Genomic DNA, 17,069 nt, shown 5'->3' on the forward strand with positions numbered 1-17,069 from the left:
ACCATTGAAGCCCTTGAGAGGGCTCATTTATTGGAGATCCCATGATTGCATTCGTATTCCCTGGCCAAGGCTCACAAAGCATTGGCATGTTGAACGACCTCGCTGACCTCAAAGTTGTGCAAGACACCCTTGCTGAAGCCTCTGATGCGCTTGGCCTCGACTTGCTCAGCATGATGAAAAATGGCCCGATTGAAGACCTTAATTTAACCGTTAATACACAACCCGTCATGCTCACAGCCAGCGTTGCTTTTTATCGCGCGTGGTTGGACGCAGGCGGTCAAGCGCCTGTGATGATGGCGGGGCACAGTTTGGGTGAGTACTCGGCTTTGACCGCAGCAGGCGTTTTGACTTTAACCGATGCAGTGAAACTTGTGCGCACACGCGCCGAAGCCATGCAAAGCGCTGTTCCTGTTGGTGTGGGTGGCATGGCTGCGATTTTAGGGATTGATGACGACACGGTGAAATTCGTGTGCGAAACTGCACAAGCCGAAGTTGCAGGTGAAGTGGTGCAAGCGGTGAATTTTAATTCACCGGGTCAAGTGGTCATTGCGGGTCACAAAACCGCTGTTGAAAAAGCATGTGAGTTGGCCAAAGCCGCTGGCGCGAAACGCGCTTTGATTTTGCCTGTTTCTGCACCATTCCACTCAAGTTTACTCAAACCAGCAGCAGACGTGCTACAAAATGCATTGAACAACGTCAGTTTAAATGCACCGAACATTCCAGTCATCAACAATGTCGATGTCATGATTGAGCATGACATTGCCCGCATCAAAGATGCGCTCGTGCGCCAAGCATGGCATCCCGTGCGCTGGGTTGAATGCGTCCAAGCCATGGCGGATAAAGGTGTGACTGACATTGTTGAATGCGGTCCAGGTAAAGTTTTGGCGGGCTTGGCAAAGCGCATCGATGCACGAGTGACGGGGCATGCACTGGTTGATCAAGCCAGTTTAAAATCTATTTTAGAAGCTTTGAACTGATTTTGAATAAACGCACTGTTCATAAAAGCAAACTATAAAACCATGAAAGAGGTGCTTTGATTGATTTAAATCATCATACAAAAAGCACCCGTAACCACAGAAGGAGTAACACAACATGAATCAACTCGACAATCAAATTGCCCTTGTAACGGGTGCATCACGCGGCATTGGCCGTGCCATTGCCCGCACATTGGCAGAGCGTGGCGCAATCGTCGTTGGCACGGCGACCTCTGAAGCGGGGGCAGCGGACATTGCCAAGGACTTGCAGGCGATCAATCCTAAAAACAGTGGCATGGTACTCAATGTCGCTGACACAGAGCAAACCGATGCCGTGCTGGCGCAGATTGAGAAAGAAGTGGGTGCAATTGCAATTTTGGTCAATAACGCAGGGATTACCCGCGACGGTTTGACCATGCGCATGAAAGACGATGATTTTGATGCGGTCATCGCGACCAATTTGCGTGGTGTGTTTCGTTTGTCTCGCGGTGTCATGCGTGGCATGATGAAAGCACGGGCAGGGCGCATCATCAATGTGACCTCCGTGGTGGCGCAAATGGGTAATCCAGGTCAAGCCAACTATGCGGCGGCTAAAGCTGGCGTTGAGGGCATGGCACGGGCTTTGGCCAAAGAGCTTGGCTCGCGTAACATCACAGTCAATTGTGTTGCGCCCGGCTTCATCGAAACCGATATGACGGCCGCATTAGGAGCCGATGCCATCAATGCTTTGGCGGGTCAAATCCCTATGGCGCGCTTGGGTCAGGTGCAAGACATTGCAAATGCGGTGGCTTTCTTGGCTTCAACCGATGCCGCTTACATCACAGGGCAAGTGCTGGCAGTGAATGGCGGGATGTACATGTAAAAGGCCTAAGAATCCAGGGCGGTTATTTCAAACGAATTCTTCTTTTATCTTCTTGTATTATCAAGTCATTATCATAAACAACGAACAGAGCAAACGATGAGCGGCATTGAGTTGAGCAATAAGCTTATGAATATATGAATAGTTACGAAGTGTTCAAACAGGCGCACAAGGGCATGGCTTATTTGAGCATCAGCCTATTTATTTTGCGTGGTGTGCTGATGAGCTTGGATTCTGAGCGTTTGCATCAACGTTACTGGAAAATATTGCCTCATGTGATTGATGCGCTGTTGCTTGCTTTTGCGCTAAGCATGTTGGTGTTGCTCTGGGGCAATCCTTTTCAATATGCATGGTTGAGTGTGAAAATCGTTGCTGTGTTGGTTTACATTGCGTTGGGGATGTTGGCTTTAAAGGGCAAAACACAACGTGTTCGGCGATTGGCTTTTTTAACTGCCTTACTGGTTGTCACTTATATTCTGATGGTGGCACAAACAAAACGGGTTTGGCCTTTTTGAAGAAACAATGCCGTACGGTGATTTCGGCTTTTTGATGGTGTTTTGGTTGAGCTTTAGGGATCACGATAAGGAGCATATCAATATGTCTTGGATGATTTTCGTCGTTATTGTCCATTATGTTGTTGTCATTTATATGGTCGGACGGGTGATGTTGCGTCCATATCGTGAGCCTGCATCACGTGTGGCTTGGATGCTGGTCATCATTGGCTTACCCATTTTCGGTGTGCTCCTATATTTGATGCTTGGTGAAACCAATATTGGCATCAAGCGTGTAGAGCGCATGCGACTGATTCGAGAAGATACGCTTAAAACGATCAAGCAATACACCATTCCTGAAACACTTCGCATGGCTATCCCTGAGCAGTACCATCAAGTTTTTCGTATTGGGCATTCGATCAACGACTTTATTCCCGTTGGCGGCAATCATGGTGTCGTCTTGGCGGACTCTGAAGCGGCCATTGATGCGCTGATCAAGGACATCGATGAAGCCAAAAAGCATGTGCACGTGTTGTTTTATATTTGGTTGACCGATGACAGTGGTTTAAAAGTGGCCGCTGCACTGATGCGAGCGGCTCAGCGCGGCGTGACATGCCGTGCTTTGGCCGATGCATTGGGTTCGCGCAGCTTGATTGGCTCAACACATTGGCAACAAATGAAGGGTGCTGGCGTTAAGTTGGCTTACGCCTTGCCGATTGGTAATCCTTTTTTTCGTACATTGGTGGGGCGCATTGATCTGCGCAATCATCGTAAGATTATGGTGATTGATAATCGCATCACTTACTGCGGCAGTCAAAATTGCGCCGATGCCGCTTTTGCACCCAAAGCGAAATATGCGCCGTGGGTGGATACGGTTGTGCGTTTCACTGGCGCGATTGCGATTCAAAATCAATGCCTGTTTGCCAGTGATTGGGAGGGCGCAACCCATGAAAATTTGGATGATATTTGGCAGGTTAAACCTGACTTGATCTCGCTTTCTTGCCCCGCACAGGTGATTGGCACAGGGCCGACCGAGCGTCATGCCGCGATGTCGGATGTATTTTTGACCATGATTGGAACCGCTCGGCGAGACCTGATGATCACGACACCTTATTTTGTGCCGAATGAGCCGCTGGTCAGTGCTTTGTGTATTGCGGCTCGCAGTGGTGTCCATGTCACCATGACGCTGCCGCAGCGCAATGATTCATGGGTGGTCGGTGCAGCCAGCCGCAGTTATTATCACCCATTGCTTAAAGCGGGGGTTCATATTTACGAATACGTGGGTGGGCTTTTGCATGCCAAATTGATGACGGTTGATGGTGAGGCATCATTGATTGGCTCTGCCAATATGGATCGTCGCAGTTTTGACTTGAATTATGAAAATAACATCGTATTTTATGACCCTGAGTTAACGAAAGACATCATTGCCCGTCAGCAAAAATACATTCATTCATCGGTGCCTGTGACGATTGAGGAGGTCAATGCTTGGAGCAAAGGTAAACAGCTGTGGCACAACGCCGTGGCCACAATAGGACCCGTATTGTAAATGCCTCTGCCTCATTCAGCACCATGAGAGCCTCATGGTGCTTTTTTATTTTTTGCCAGCTCGTGATTGGTTTGTGAGCAGTTGTGGGATAATTCAAAGCATTGGGTTTGATGATAAACGTTTATTGCCAATTACCAATTGATGATGTGAATCTGATGGTTTGAGTCCTATGATGTGAATTCGTTCCCGCGCACCGCGTGGAAACACTTATTTTAATTGAGCAAGCATGGGTGATTTGTTTGGAAACGATGGTCAGCAAGGAGGGGGAAATGTGCCACTCCCTGAACGTTTGCGCCCGCACACCCTTGGTGATGTGGTGGGGCAGTCGCATTTGCTGGCAGCGGGCATGCCTTTACAGGTCGCTTTTTCTCAACAGCGTTTGCATTCAATGATTTTTTGGGGGCCGCCTGGCGTGGGCAAAACCACGTTGGCGCGGCTGGTGGCGCATTCATTCGATGCTTATTTTGTGGCCTTGTCTGCCGTGCTTTCTGGCGTGAAAGAGATTCGAGAAGTGGTTGAGCAGGCGCATATTTACCGCGCCCAAGGTCGGCAAACGATTTTATTTGTCGATGAAGTACACCGCTTCAATAAATCGCAGCAGGATGCTTTTTTACCGCATGTTGAATCAGGCTTGCTGACGTTTATTGGGGCAACAACTGAAAACCCATCGTTTGAAGTGAACAATGCCTTGCTGTCACGGGCCGCTGTTTATGTGCTTGAGTCGCTCAACGACGATGAGTTGAATGTGCTCATTACCCGTGCGTGCGTGCAAGTGTTGAAGGTCGAAATTGATGACGCTGCGCGTGCACGACTTATCAATGCTGCCGATGGTGATGCACGGCGATTGCTTAATCAACTTGAACAAGTGGCACAAGTGGTGAGCAGTGAAAATGGCAGCACCATCACGGAAGCGCATGTCAAATCATCACTTGGTTCGACTTTGCGCCGATTTGATGCGGGCGGTGATGATTTCTATGATCAAATTTCGGCTTTACATAAATCCGTGCGTGGCAGCAATCCCGATGCAGCATTGTACTGGTTTACACGCATGCTGGATGGTGGGGCAGACCCACGTTACCTTGCGCGGCGCATTGTGCGCATGGCGTGGGAGGACATTGGGCTGGCAGACCCACGCGCGATGCAAATGTGCAATGATGCGGCGCAAACCTACGAACGACTCGGCTCGCCTGAAGGAGAATTGGCGTTGGCGCAGGCGGTGCTGTATTTGGCGGTGGCGGCCAAGTCCAATGCGGGCTATAAAGCGTTTAATCAAATGCGCGCATTTGTGGCGAGTGAGCCGTCACGCCTTGTGCCGCTGCATTTGCGCAACGCGCCGACCAAGCTGATGAAATCGCTTGATTATGGTAAAGGTTATCGCTATGCACATGATGAAGCCGACGGTTATGCGGCTGGCGAAAATTATTTTCCTGATAATATGCCGCCTGCACCGAGTTATCAGCCCACAAGTCGCGGCTTAGAAGGTAAAATAGCGGAGAAATTAAATCAACTGCGTGCCTTGGATGAGGCGGCGCGTAAAAAGTAAACTCCGCATTTGCCATTCCCGTTCCCTTTTTTTCGAAGACAGGCTACGGTGGGAATCCAATCAAGCGTGCAGCATTTTTTACCCATGATAACCATAGGTTTAAGGTGCGTGATGCGCTCGACTGAATTTGCAATCGTGCGGAAATGACAGATGCAAATGAACTGGATATTCAATGTTAGACATACAATTACTTAGAAAAGAAATCGATGCTGTTGCCGCACGCCTGAAAACGCGCGGTTTTGATTTGGATGTGGACGGCTTTAACGCGCTCGAAGTGCAGCGCAAAACCATTCAAATGCGCACTGAGGAGCTACAGTCGCAGCGCAACAAACTGTCAAAAGAAATCGGCATTTTGAAATCACAAAAACAAAGTGCCGATGAGGTTATGGCGCAAGTGGCGGGTATTGGCGATGAATTGAAAGCCTCGGCAGTGGCGCTCGAAGACATTCAGGTGAAACTGAACGACCTGCTCATGCGCATCCCCAATTTACCGCATGAATCCGTACCGCAAGGTAAAGATGAAACTGAAAATGTCGAAATTTCACGTTGGGGCACACCTGCAACGTATGATTTTGAAGTGAAAGATCACGTTGCCATTGGTGAAGGCTTGGGCATGCTTGATTTTGATACCGCAGCAAAACTGGCAGGTGCACGTTTTTCATTCATGCGAGGTGGTTTAGCGAAGCTTCATCGTGCGCTCGCGCAACTGATGTTGGACACGCAAACTGAAGTGCATGGTTACACCGAATGTTACACGCCTTACATTGTCAATGCCGACAGCATGTTGGGCACTGGGCAGTTACCAAAGTTCAAAGAAGATTTATTTTGGGTCAGTAAAGGTGGTGACGAAGAAGCGCGCGAAATGTATTTAATCCCAACCTCTGAAATTCCACTGACCAATACAGTGCGAGACAGCATTGTGGCGGTTGAAGATTTACCAATCAAATTAACTGCGCACACACCGTGCTTTCGCTCTGAAGCGGGCAGTGCAGGGCGCGACACGCGCGGTTTGATTCGCCAACATCAGTTTGATAAAGTTGAGATGGTGCAAATTGTTCATCCTGAGAAATCGTATGAAACGCTTGAGGACATGCGTGGGCATGCTGAGAAAATCTTACAATTGCTGGAGTTGCCGTATCGCGTGGTTCAATTGTGCACGGGTGACATGGGTTTTGGGGCAACGAAAACCTATGACCTCGAAGTGTGGGTGCCTTCGCAAAGCACATATCGTGAGATTTCCAGCGTTTCAAATTGTGAAGCCTTTCAAGCGCAGCGCATGCAGGCTCGTTTCCGTGTGGGCACAAACAAACCTGAGCTTTTACACACATTGAATGGTTCTGGATTGGCTGTTGGCCGTGCGTTGGTTGCTTTGCTTGAAAACCATCAGCAAGTGGATGGGTCGGTGCGCATCCCTGTGGCTTTACAACCTTATATGAACGGCAAAGCAGTGTTAACCGCATAAAAAATAAAATAAAATCAATTGGTTGTGAGGAAAAGATTTTTTGCTTTTTCTGTATTCAATTGATTTGTTTTAAAAAATGAACTTATTCTGCAATTTCTTGTTGGATTTTTTTTAAAAACTCTTGCGCAAAGCGCGGAAATGCGGCATAATCTCGTTTCTTCGCACATGGGGGTATAGCTCAGCTGGGAGAGCGCTTGCATGGCATGCAAGAGGTCAGCAGTTCGATCCTGCTTATCTCCACCAATTATTGTGTCGAAAAAAGTTCTAAGCACCCATCGTCTAGAGGCCTAGGACACCACCCTTTCACGGTGGTTACAGGGGTTCGAATCCCCTTGGGTGTGCCAAGTTTTAAACAAAAAAGTCAGCCACTTTTTTGCAAAGTTAAGTTCTAAGCACCCATCGTCTAGAGGCCTAGGACACCACCCTTTCACGGTGGTTACAGGGGTTCGAATCCCCTTGGGTGTGCCAAGTTTTAAACGAAAATATTTTTTCGAGCAGTAAAAAAGTTCTAAGCACCCATCGTCTAGAGGCCTAGGACACCACCCTTTCACGGTGGTTACAGGGGTTCGAATCCCCTTGGGTGTGCCAATATTAAAACCACATCGCATGATGTGGTTTTTTTATTGATGGGTCGTTTTTATCAGAATGATTTTGACTGTCACCACAGGCATGTGGATTCTTTTTTTATTTCATTATAATACGACTTTCTCATAAAGGAACGTCATGTTCATTGATTCTCACTGTCACATTGACTTTCCAGAGCTCATGCCACAAATGGCTGCGGTTTTGGATGAAATGAAGGCGAAACAAGTCACTCACGCATTGGCTGTGAGTGTGGATGTGTCGGATTGGACGCGCATCAAAACGCTGATTGAAACTTACTCAAACATATACGGCTCTGTTGGCACGCACCCTGATTATCCTGATGTTCACGAACCAACGGTAGATGAGTTGGTTGAAATGGCGATGCATCCAAAAGTCATTGCGGTGGGTGAGACCGGTTTGGATTACTTCCGACTTGAAGGTGATCTGGAGTGGCAGCGCGAACGTTTTCGCACCCACATCCGAGCCGCAAACATCAGCAAAAAGCCGCTCATCATCCACACTCGCAATGCGCAAGATGACACCATTCGTTTGATGCGGGAAGAGAATGCTCACGAGATTGGCGGCGTGATGCATTGCTTTACTGAGGCGAAAGAAGTTGCGAAACAAGCATTGGATTTGAATTTTTACATCTCTTTTTCAGGGATTGTCAGTTTTAAAAATGCCAAAATCGTGCATGAATGTGCGCAGTACGTGCCACTTGACCGCATTTTAATTGAAACCGATTCGCCGTATCTCGCACCTGTGCCACATCGAGGCAAAAGCAATCAACCTGCATGGGTTGCCCATGTGGCTGAACGCATTGCAGAGTTGAAAGGTGTGAGTGTGGAAGAGGTGGGTCGTGCCACCACGGAGAATTTTAAAAACTGTTTTAGATTGACTGAGTTAATCAAGATGTAAATAAAGTGAAATACAGATAAGGTGTTTTATTTCAATGGTTACGCCAAAATCAAAAGAACCTCATAGGGATGCGCATTGGAATGTGTTTGTATATGTCTGTTAGCGACTGAAATGGCATTAAGCCAGTGAATTATGCTGCATGTTGATCACAGTCAAGCTATGCCAAGCCAATACACGAGTACAGTGATGTGCTGAGTACCAAAATGCATTTAATGCACCAATCACGCCCATTGTGCCAAAGTGATCCTCATTGGAATAATCGCACACCTTTTTCCGATTTTTTACCGATCCCTTATATAATATCAAACTGTTCTTAAAGCCTTGAACGGCTTTTCGTCCCCAGTTATAACCCTGCTCCGACGAGAAAACAATGAAAAAAGTATTCATCAAAACGTTTGGCTGTCAAATGAACGAATATGACACCGACAAAATGCATGATGTCCTGCGTGACAAAAATGGCTACGTCAAAACCGACGACATCAACGAAGCGGACGTTGTCCTGCTCAACACCTGCTCCATTCGCGAAAAAGCACAAGAAAAAGTATTTTCAGATTTAGGGCGCATTCGTAAACTCAAAGCAAAAAATCCAGATTTAATCATCGGTGTGGGCGGCTGTGTTGCCAGTCAAGAGGGTAAAAACATCGTCGCACGTGCACCGTATGTGGACCTTGTGTTCGGCCCACAGACCTTGCACCGCTTGCCAACCTTACTTGCCAAACGCGCCAGCACGGGTAAATCCCAAGTGGACATTGAATTTGTTGAAATTGAAAAATTTGACCACTTGCCACCACCACGCGTTGAAAAAGCCACGGCATATGTTTCAATCATGGAAGGGTGTTCAAAATATTGCAGTTTTTGCATTGTGCCGTACACGCGTGGTGAAGAAGTCTCGCGCCCGTTTGACGATGTATTGACTGAAATTGCCGATTTGGCCGATCAAGGTGTCAAAGAAGTCAACCTGTTGGGGCAAAACGTCAATGGTTACATGGGCGCGATGGGCGGTACATCAGAAATTGCTGATTTTGCCACCTTGTTGGAAACCATCGCACACATTCCAGGCATCGAGCGCATTCGCTATACCACCAGCCACCCGAATGATTTCAGTGATCGCCTCATTGCGGCGTATGAGAAAGTACCGCAATTGGTCAATCACCTGCATTTACCTGTACAAGCAGGTTCTGATCGCATCCTCACCGCGATGAAGCGCAATTACACCGCCGCCAAATACCTCGACATCATCCAGCGTGTCCGCGCCATTCGCCCAAACCTCGCCATGTCATCTGATTTCATCATCGGTTTTCCAGGTGAAACTGAAGCCGAGTTTGAAGACACCATGCGCTTGATCGACCAAGTCAAATTTGACATGAGTTTCTCATTCATCTACAGCGCACGCCCAGGCACGCCCGCTGCCGATCTGGTTGATGACACGCCGTATGACGTCAAACATGCTCGCTTACAGCGTTTACAGTCTGTCATCAACGATCACGCCAAACACATCAGCCACAGCATGGTGGGCGCCACTGAGAAGGTTTTGGTTGAAGGTTTATCCACACGAGACCCATCGGAGCTGTTTGGCCGAGTCGAAAACAACCGCATCGTCAACTTCAAAGCACCAACAGGCACTCGTTCACGTTTAATCGGGCAAATGATTGATGTGAACATCACCGAAGTGATGGGCATCACCTTGCGCGGTGACGTGGCCATGAGCGATGCTGACATTGCAGCGCTGAAGCCGATGCTTTATAGCGGGTTTGTGACGATTCCGATTAAAATGTCTGGAGTAAATTAGCTTGAGAAGTAGGGGAGTTCAATCGTTGTTTGAACAATTGTTGTTTGTAAGTAAAAAACGTACAAATGGAATTAAACTTTTAAAATCATATGCCAGCCCATAAATCCCAATTCACCGCCCCAAAATCAGACAACGCCCGTTTGGCTCGCCTGTGTGGCGTACTCGATGAGAATCTTCGCCAAATTGAACAAGCTTATAACGCGACGATTGTTCGTCGTTCTTCGCGCTTTTATATCAGTGCTTCAAACGCTTCAAGGGCGGCTGAGGTCAAAGAGGCTTTGGCGCATTTTTATGATACAGCCAGTCGAGATTTGTCCATTGATGACATTCAGTTGGGCATTGTGTCATTGCAGGCGGGTTTTATTAAGAAGAGCAAGTCTGGCAACAGTACGGATGAGCAACGCCATGATGCGCGCATTTTGCTGCATGCGGCGCGTGCGGTGGTGGATGAGGATGAGTCGCGTTTGCCGAGCCATGCGTTGGCGCAACATTTGCCGACTTTGGATGATTCTGGCCCTGTGTTGCACACGCGCCGTCCTGATTTGCAAGCACGCACGCCGCGGCAAAAAACGTATCTGGAAAACATCCTTTCGCATGACATTACTTTTGGCATTGGGCCTGCGGGTACGGGTAAAACCTATCTTGCTGTAGCTTGTGCGGTCGATGCGCTTGAGCGCGATACGGTGAAACGCATTGTGCTGACCCGTCCAGCGGTGGAGGCGGGCGAGCGTTTGGGTTTTTTACCCGGTGATTTGACGCAGAAAGTTGATCCTTATCTGCGCCCGCTGTACGATGCTTTGTATGATTTGATGGGTTTTGACAAAGTGCAAAAAATGTTTGAGAAGCAAATGATTGAAATCGCGCCGTTGGCTTATATGCGCGGTCGAACGTTGAACCATGCGTTTATCATTTTGGATGAGGCGCAAAACACCACACCTGAGCAGATGAAAATGTTTTTGACGCGAATTGGTTTTGGTGCACGTGCGGTGGTGACGGGTGATCCGTCGCAGCTTGATTTGCCGCGTGGGATGAAAAGTGGTTTGGCGGATGCGGTGCAGACCTTGCAAAAAGTCAAAGGCATCGCTTTTTCTGAGTTCACCAGCGTGGATGTGGTGCGTCATCCCTTGGTGGCGCGAATTGTCGATGCGTATGAAGCGCGCGGAAAAGCGGTGGCAAAAGAGCAGGCTCGCTTAGAGAAATTGGCTAAGCTTGAACGCGAAATCAGCAATAATCAATCAGATAATAAGTGAGTTTTAAGATGCATACGTTAAGTTTATCGGTTCAATACGCCGATGCCACTCGGAATTGGATGGATGTTTTGCCGCGACCATTGTTGCGTCGTTGGGTTCAAGCAGCGTTGCAAGTCAATGCGACATTGACGATTCGCTTTGTTGATGAAACTGAAGGGCAACGTTTAAATGCTGAGTTTCGCGGGAAGGATTATGCGACCAATGTGTTGACCTTTACCTATGACGATGAGTTGGACGAATTACCAGAAGAGGTGCGTGCCGCGATTGCTGCGGAACAGGGTGAGCAGGTTGAGGCGGACATCATTTTGTGCGGTGCCGTGTTGGAGCGCGAAGCGAGCGAGCAAGGCAAAACGATTGTCGAGCATGCCGCGCATCTGGTGGTGCATGGTGTGTTGCATGCACAAGGTTTTGACCACATGGAAGATGAAGAGGCCGAGATCATGGAAGCGTTAGAACAACAAATTGTGATGGGATTGGGGTTTGCAGATCCCTATCTTGAGTCTGATATGGGTTAATCAACGACAGCAAGCCATGATTGAATTTCACCTCCAAGGGGGGTGAGTGGTGGTGATGTCACCGATTTGGTACGTATGCATCAGCGGTGCACAGTGCTTATCTGGATGACATTCGTGCAACAAAAGAGACGATGGCACGATAAAAAACAGGACTGATATTCGCAATGTGCTTATCAATGTATTTATTTTGCTCAATTGATTTTTGCACGGCATTGGGACTGCAATAGACTGCAGTAGGCTGTAATAATAAGCATATCCAGCTTAAAATAATTCATTTTGATTAAACATATTGTTTACTTATAATTAACCGATTCTTGTCTCATGAAAAAACACACGTTCCTCCAACATTACCTCGATATTCTCGGGCAACAAGGTTATGCGCCAGATTCTGCACAAGAGGCATGTGCGAAGCGTTTACAGCGCAATGAAGATGAATGGATGGCGTTCAAAGAAAAACGTTCAAATAAATTCAAAAAGTTTTTTAGCAAGGCCGAAGTGCCCACTGGTGTGTATCTGTGGGGCGGTGTTGGGCGCGGAAAAAGTGTATTGATGGATACGTTTTACAGTCATCTGCCTTTGAACCGAAAAATTCGCATTCATTTTCACGAGTTCATGCAAAGTGTGCACCGTGAGTTGGAAACCCTCAAAGGCACCAGCGATCCATTGGATGAGGTTGCACGACAGGTGGCTGCCAAATACCGAATGATTTGCTTCGATGAGTTTCATGTGTCAGACATTGCTGATGCTATGATTTTGTATCGCCTGCTGGATGCTTTGGTTAAAAATGGGGTCGGATTCATCATGACCTCCAATTACAAGCCCGATGACCTGTATCCCGATGGCTTGCATCGTGACCGCATTTTACCTGCGATTGAATTGATTAAGAAAATATGTGATGTGTTCAATGTCGATGCAGGCATTGATTATCGTAAGCGCACCTTAACAGCGGCGCAGGTCTATCACACCCCGAATGATGGTGTGGCTCAGAAAAAATTGACTCAATTGTTTCACAATTTGGCGGGCAACAGCGAAGGCACAAGCTTGCACATTGGTCATCGTGACATTAAAGCAGTGGCGTTCGCAGGGCGGGTGGCGTGGTTTGATTTCAATGCCTTGTGTGCAACAGCTCGATCGCAGACGGATTATTTGGAGCTGATTGGGCGTTTCGATACATTGATCGTATCGGATATTCCACAAATGACCGCCGCCATGTTTTCGACCGCACGACGTTTCACATGGTTGATTGATGTGATGTACGACCATAAAATTAAGTTGTTCATCAGCGCACAGACGCCCGCTACCGAGTTGTATACTGAAGGGCAAATGGCGAATGAGTTTTTTCGTACCGTATCACGCTTAACGGAAATGCAGTCACAGGAGTACCTTGAAGAAGAAGTGATTCCTGTTAAGTCGTTGTAAAAAAGTCGTTGTAAAAACGAAATAGAAAAATATGAAAAGATGGTTTTTTTATTTTTTGTATGTTTTTTATGTTCATGCATGTTTTTAAATTGGATCGATTTTGACCGTTGATTTACATTGTCACTCAACTGCTTCCGATGGTGGGCTTTCGCCTGCGGCTTTGGTTGCGCGTGCATATTCTAATGGTGTGACCCAGTTGGCTTTGACCGACCACGATCAGTTGGCTGGTTTGGTCGAGGCGCGGATGGCCGCTAATGCATTGGGGATGAGATTCATCAATGGCGTTGAAATATCGGTGACTTGGCAGAACTTGACCGTTCACATTGTGGGTCTGAACATTGCTTTGGATCATGTGCCTTTGGTTGATGGGTTAAAGAAAATGGCCGACGGTCGGCGTGAGCGGGCACTGGAGATGGCTGCGCAATTGGCTGAAGTGGGCATTGAGGGCGCGTATGAAGGCGCTTTGGCACATGCCAATGGTCGAGAGGATTTAATCAGCCGCACCCATTTTGCCCGATTTTTGGTGGCGCAGAGAAAATCACACCATGTGCGAGCGGTGTTTAATGATTATTTGGTCGCGGGCAAGCCTGGTTTTGTTGAACACCGTTGGACGAGTTTGCAAGAAGCGGTGGCTTGGATCGATGGTGCGGGCGGTGTGGCTGTGCTGGCACATCCTGGGCGTTATCCTTATACCGAAGAGGGGCAAGAGTCGAGCCTGTTTGATGATTTCATCTCCGTTGGTGGTCGCGCGGTTGAAGTGGTCACGGGCAGTCACAGCAAAAAACAATATGCCTTGTATGCTGAAACAGCACGCCGATATGGCTTATTGGCTTCAGCAGGATCCGATTTTCATGCCTTAAACGAAAGCAGGGTGGACATTGGCCAAGTGCCCGCTTTACCCGCTGGTTTAACACCTGTGTGGAGTGTGTGGGCATGAGGGTGTGTTGGCTTATTTTCGTCGAGTCCCTTTAATCATACGCTTTACACTTAAATTCTGTAAAATACTCAGTTAAGTTTGCAGCAAGGCTGCATGGTATTATTTTTTAAGAAAGTCATTCATGGATTTTAATTTTGCTGACCTCATTCGTGATTTAGCTGTTGCTGCGATCCCGTTGATCCTCGCTTTAACTTGGGCTGAAGCCGCACGAGGTTTTATGGCCAATCGTTTAGGTGACCGCACCCCAAAATCAGCGGGTCGTTTAACATTAAACCCGAGCTCGCACATTGATCCCATGTTCACCGTTGTGGTGCCATTGATCAGTTTTTTCCTGAGTGGGGGCAAATGGTTGTTTGGTGGGGCTAAGCAAGTCCCCGTGAATGCCAGTTCTTTTAAACACCCACACATTGGTATGGGTTTGGTTTCATTTGCCAGTATTTTAGCAAATTTCACGATGGCTTTTGTGTGGCTGCTATTGTTGTTGGTGTTAAGCATGACGGTTGCCCCAGAAAACTTTTTTGCTCAAATGGCACAACGTGGCGTGATGGTGAACTTGGTATTTTTGGCTTTTTCACTACTGCCCATCCCACCGTTTACAGGTTGGCAAATCGCCAAAGCCATGGTCAGCGATTCGATGGCTTATAAAATGCAAGCCTTTGAGCAACAGTTCTCAATGTTTTCATTGTTCATCATTTTGGCAATGGGCAGCACCATTTTCACCTATTGGATTGAACCCATCATGTCATCGTTGTACAAGTTGTTGCTGCTGCTGGTCACGCCATTGGCAGCTCTGTTGCAAGCCATTTTGTAATTAATTTTTTATAGGTTCATCATGTTTCAAGAACGCGTTTTATCTGGCATGCGTCCCACCGGCGCATTGCATTTGGGTCATTATCATGGTGTGCTCAAAAACTGGGTCAGCTTGCAAAGCGAATACCCATGTTTGTTTTTTGTCGCCGATTGGCACGCTCTGACCACCCATTATGATGATCCAAGTATCATTGAATCAAGCACACATGAGATGGTCATTGATTGGTTGGCATCAGGGATCGATCCCTCGCAAGCGACAATTTTTGTGCAGTCTCAGGTGACTGAGCATGCTGAATTGTTCTTGCTGCTCGCCATGTCAACCCCATTGGGCTGGCTCGAACGTGTGCCGACTTACAAAGAGCAAATTGAGAAATTAAAGGAAAAAGACCTCGGAACATATGGCTTTTTGGGCTACCCCTTGTTGCAAGCGGCGGACATTTTGATTTACCGTGCACAACACGTTCCTGTTGGTGAAGATCAGGTGCCCCACCTTGAAATGACCCGTGAAGTGGCGCGCCGTTTCAATTATTTGTATGGGCGCGAACCAGATTTTGAAGCCAAAGCACAAGAGGCTGTTAAAAAACTTGGTAGCAAAATGGCCAGACAATACAATGAGTTGCGCACACGTTTTCAAGAGCAAGGTGAAGAAGAGGCATTGGAACAAGCCCACGCTTTACTGGATGAATCGAGAAACCTTGCCTTGGCGGACCGAGAGCGTTTGTTTGGTTACCTTGAAGGCAGCCGTAAAATTATTCTTGCCGAGCCACAAGCCTTGTTGACCAAAGAATCGCGTATGCCGGGTTTGGATGGTCAAAAAATGTCAAAAAGCTATGGCAACACCATTGGCATGCGTGAAGATCCAGAGTCGATTACCAAAAAAATTCGCACCATGCCAACGGATCCCGCACGCGTGCGCAAAACCGATCCTGGCAATCCTGATAAATGTCCTGTATGGGCTTTGCATCAAATTTACAGCAACAATGAAACATGCATGTGGGTACAGGATTCTTGTCGAAATGCGAAAATTGGTTGCTTAGAGTGTAAACAGCCCGTGATCGATGCCGTCATTAAAGAGCAGTTGCCTATTTTAGAACGGGCGCAAATCTATATGGACGACCCCACCTTGGTGCGCAACATTATTGCAGATGGTTCTGAGCAGGCACGTAAAATGGCACAAGAAACGATGCGGGATGTGCGTGAAGTCATGGGTTTAGGTTGATTGAAATTTGATTCAAATGGTTTTTTATAACAAACCCGCTTGAAAAAAACGGATTTATCCCTATTTTAAAATACACAGACAAAAAAGGCGCACATGTTCGCCTCCGCATTCAATTTTATCAAATCAAAGGTAACAGGCATGACCCAGCAAGAACAAGCCCCAACAGAACAAACCGAAGTGAAAAACAATGAAGGCCTCGACAACCTTGAGGCGTTTGACAGCATCGAAGAAGAGCCTTTAGAAAGCACCATGAGCCCCACAGCAGCCCTTGAAGAACAAGTGGCTTTGTTAAAAGATCAATTGTTGCGCACCCACGCTGAGATGGAAAATGTGCGTCGCCGTGCTTCTGAGGATGTGACCAAAGCACATAAATTCGCAATTGAGAAATTTGCCGATGGTTTGTTACCTGTACAAGAAAGCCTTGAAAAAGCTTTAGCGGACAATTCGGGTGATTTGAATACGTTGCGCGAAGGTGTTGAGTTGACCTTCAAGCAATTGTCGACGGCACTTGAAAAAGGTGGCATCATCGTTGTGGATCCAAAAGGTGAAACATTCGACCCACATTTTCATCAAGCGATTTCGGCCATTCCTTCTGAACTGCCTGCAAACACAGTGATTGATGTTTTGCAAAAAGGTTATAAAATTGCAGATCGTGTTTTGCGTCCCGCTTTGGTGGTGGTGTCAGCGCAAAGCTAAGCTCCCTGTCGTTTGCGATGATTTCACAGAAAAAAAGCTCACATGATGTGAGCTTT

The 17,069-nt window shown here is 47.4% G+C and carries 15 protein-coding genes and 4 tRNA genes; all 19 read left to right on the plus strand.

Going from position 1 to position 17,069, the window contains the following annotated elements:
* Window positions 1-41: 41 nt before the first annotated feature.
* Entirely contained in the window at window positions 42-977 is a 936-nt protein-coding gene (fabD, locus tag DTO96_RS07580; RefSeq protein ID WP_114562941.1) for an ACP S-malonyltransferase, read from the plus strand.
* A gap of 115 nt (window positions 978-1,092) precedes the next feature.
* Window positions 1,093-1,836 carry a 3-oxoacyl-ACP reductase FabG gene (fabG, locus tag DTO96_RS07585; protein WP_114562942.1) on the plus strand — a complete coding sequence of 248 codons (744 nt, stop codon included), beginning with the start codon at window positions 1,093-1,095 and terminating at the stop codon, window positions 1,834-1,836.
* Window positions 1,837-1,970: 134 nt separating this feature from the next.
* Window positions 1,971-2,348: a SirB2 family protein gene (locus DTO96_RS07590; RefSeq protein ID WP_114562943.1), complete on the plus strand. Its 378-nt coding sequence runs from the start codon at window positions 1,971-1,973 to the stop codon at window positions 2,346-2,348.
* 82 nt (window positions 2,349-2,430) lie between these two features.
* The gene (cls, locus tag DTO96_RS07595; RefSeq protein ID WP_114562944.1) at window positions 2,431-3,870 is read left to right on the plus strand and encodes a cardiolipin synthase; all 1,440 of its coding nucleotides are present in this window, start codon (window positions 2,431-2,433) and stop codon (window positions 3,868-3,870) included.
* Window positions 3,871-4,096: 226 nt separating this feature from the next.
* Window positions 4,097-5,413, plus strand: a complete 1,317-nt coding sequence (locus DTO96_RS07600; protein ID WP_114562945.1) for a replication-associated recombination protein A — start codon at window positions 4,097-4,099, stop codon at window positions 5,411-5,413.
* Between the two features lie 172 nt (window positions 5,414-5,585).
* Window positions 5,586-6,875, plus strand: a complete 1,290-nt coding sequence (gene serS / locus DTO96_RS07605) for a serine--tRNA ligase (protein WP_114562946.1) — start codon at window positions 5,586-5,588, stop codon at window positions 6,873-6,875.
* A gap of 167 nt (window positions 6,876-7,042) precedes the next feature.
* Window positions 7,043-7,118, plus strand: a tRNA-Ala gene (locus tag DTO96_RS07610).
* A 25-nt stretch (window positions 7,119-7,143) separates the two neighbouring features.
* Window positions 7,144-7,219, plus strand: a tRNA-Glu gene (locus DTO96_RS07615).
* Window positions 7,220-7,267: 48 nt separating this feature from the next.
* A tRNA-Glu gene (locus tag DTO96_RS07620) sits at window positions 7,268-7,343 on the plus strand.
* A gap of 44 nt (window positions 7,344-7,387) precedes the next feature.
* Window positions 7,388-7,463: transfer RNA gene (locus DTO96_RS07625), tRNA-Glu, on the plus strand.
* Between the two features lie 135 nt (window positions 7,464-7,598).
* On the plus strand, window positions 7,599-8,378 hold the full coding sequence (locus tag DTO96_RS07630) for a TatD family hydrolase (RefSeq protein WP_114562947.1): 780 nt from the start codon (window positions 7,599-7,601) through the stop codon (window positions 8,376-8,378).
* A 370-nt stretch (window positions 8,379-8,748) separates the two neighbouring features.
* The gene (gene miaB / locus DTO96_RS07635; RefSeq protein WP_114562948.1) at window positions 8,749-10,167 is read left to right on the plus strand and encodes a tRNA (N6-isopentenyl adenosine(37)-C2)-methylthiotransferase MiaB; all 1,419 of its coding nucleotides are present in this window, start codon (window positions 8,749-8,751) and stop codon (window positions 10,165-10,167) included.
* Window positions 10,168-10,256: 89 nt separating this feature from the next.
* Window positions 10,257-11,417 (plus strand): PhoH family protein, encoded by a 1,161-nt coding sequence (locus DTO96_RS07640; protein ID WP_114562949.1) that lies wholly within the window; start codon window positions 10,257-10,259, stop codon window positions 11,415-11,417.
* Between the two features lie 8 nt (window positions 11,418-11,425).
* Window positions 11,426-11,932, plus strand: a complete 507-nt coding sequence (ybeY, locus tag DTO96_RS07645) for an rRNA maturation RNase YbeY (RefSeq protein WP_114562950.1) — start codon at window positions 11,426-11,428, stop codon at window positions 11,930-11,932.
* A 321-nt stretch (window positions 11,933-12,253) separates the two neighbouring features.
* The gene (gene zapE / locus DTO96_RS07650) at window positions 12,254-13,351 is read left to right on the plus strand and encodes a cell division protein ZapE (protein ID WP_114562951.1); all 1,098 of its coding nucleotides are present in this window, start codon (window positions 12,254-12,256) and stop codon (window positions 13,349-13,351) included.
* Between the two features lie 100 nt (window positions 13,352-13,451).
* Window positions 13,452-14,288, plus strand: a complete 837-nt coding sequence (locus tag DTO96_RS07655; protein WP_225972452.1) for a PHP domain-containing protein — start codon at window positions 13,452-13,454, stop codon at window positions 14,286-14,288.
* Window positions 14,289-14,409: 121 nt separating this feature from the next.
* A complete protein-coding gene (locus DTO96_RS07660) occupies window positions 14,410-15,099 on the plus strand; it encodes a site-2 protease family protein (RefSeq protein WP_114562953.1) in 690 nt (229 codons plus the stop codon).
* Between the two features lie 21 nt (window positions 15,100-15,120).
* Window positions 15,121-16,317 (plus strand): tryptophan--tRNA ligase, encoded by a 1,197-nt coding sequence (locus DTO96_RS07665; protein WP_114562954.1) that lies wholly within the window; start codon window positions 15,121-15,123, stop codon window positions 16,315-16,317.
* Window positions 16,318-16,455: 138 nt separating this feature from the next.
* On the plus strand, window positions 16,456-17,013 hold the full coding sequence (gene grpE / locus DTO96_RS07670) for a nucleotide exchange factor GrpE (RefSeq protein ID WP_114563973.1): 558 nt from the start codon (window positions 16,456-16,458) through the stop codon (window positions 17,011-17,013).
* Window positions 17,014-17,069: the final 56 nt, after the last annotated feature.

Source organism: Ephemeroptericola cinctiostellae (assembly GCF_003339525.1).
In the GTDB taxonomy this organism is placed as follows: Bacteria; Pseudomonadota; Gammaproteobacteria; order Burkholderiales; family Burkholderiaceae; genus Hydromonas; species Hydromonas cinctiostellae.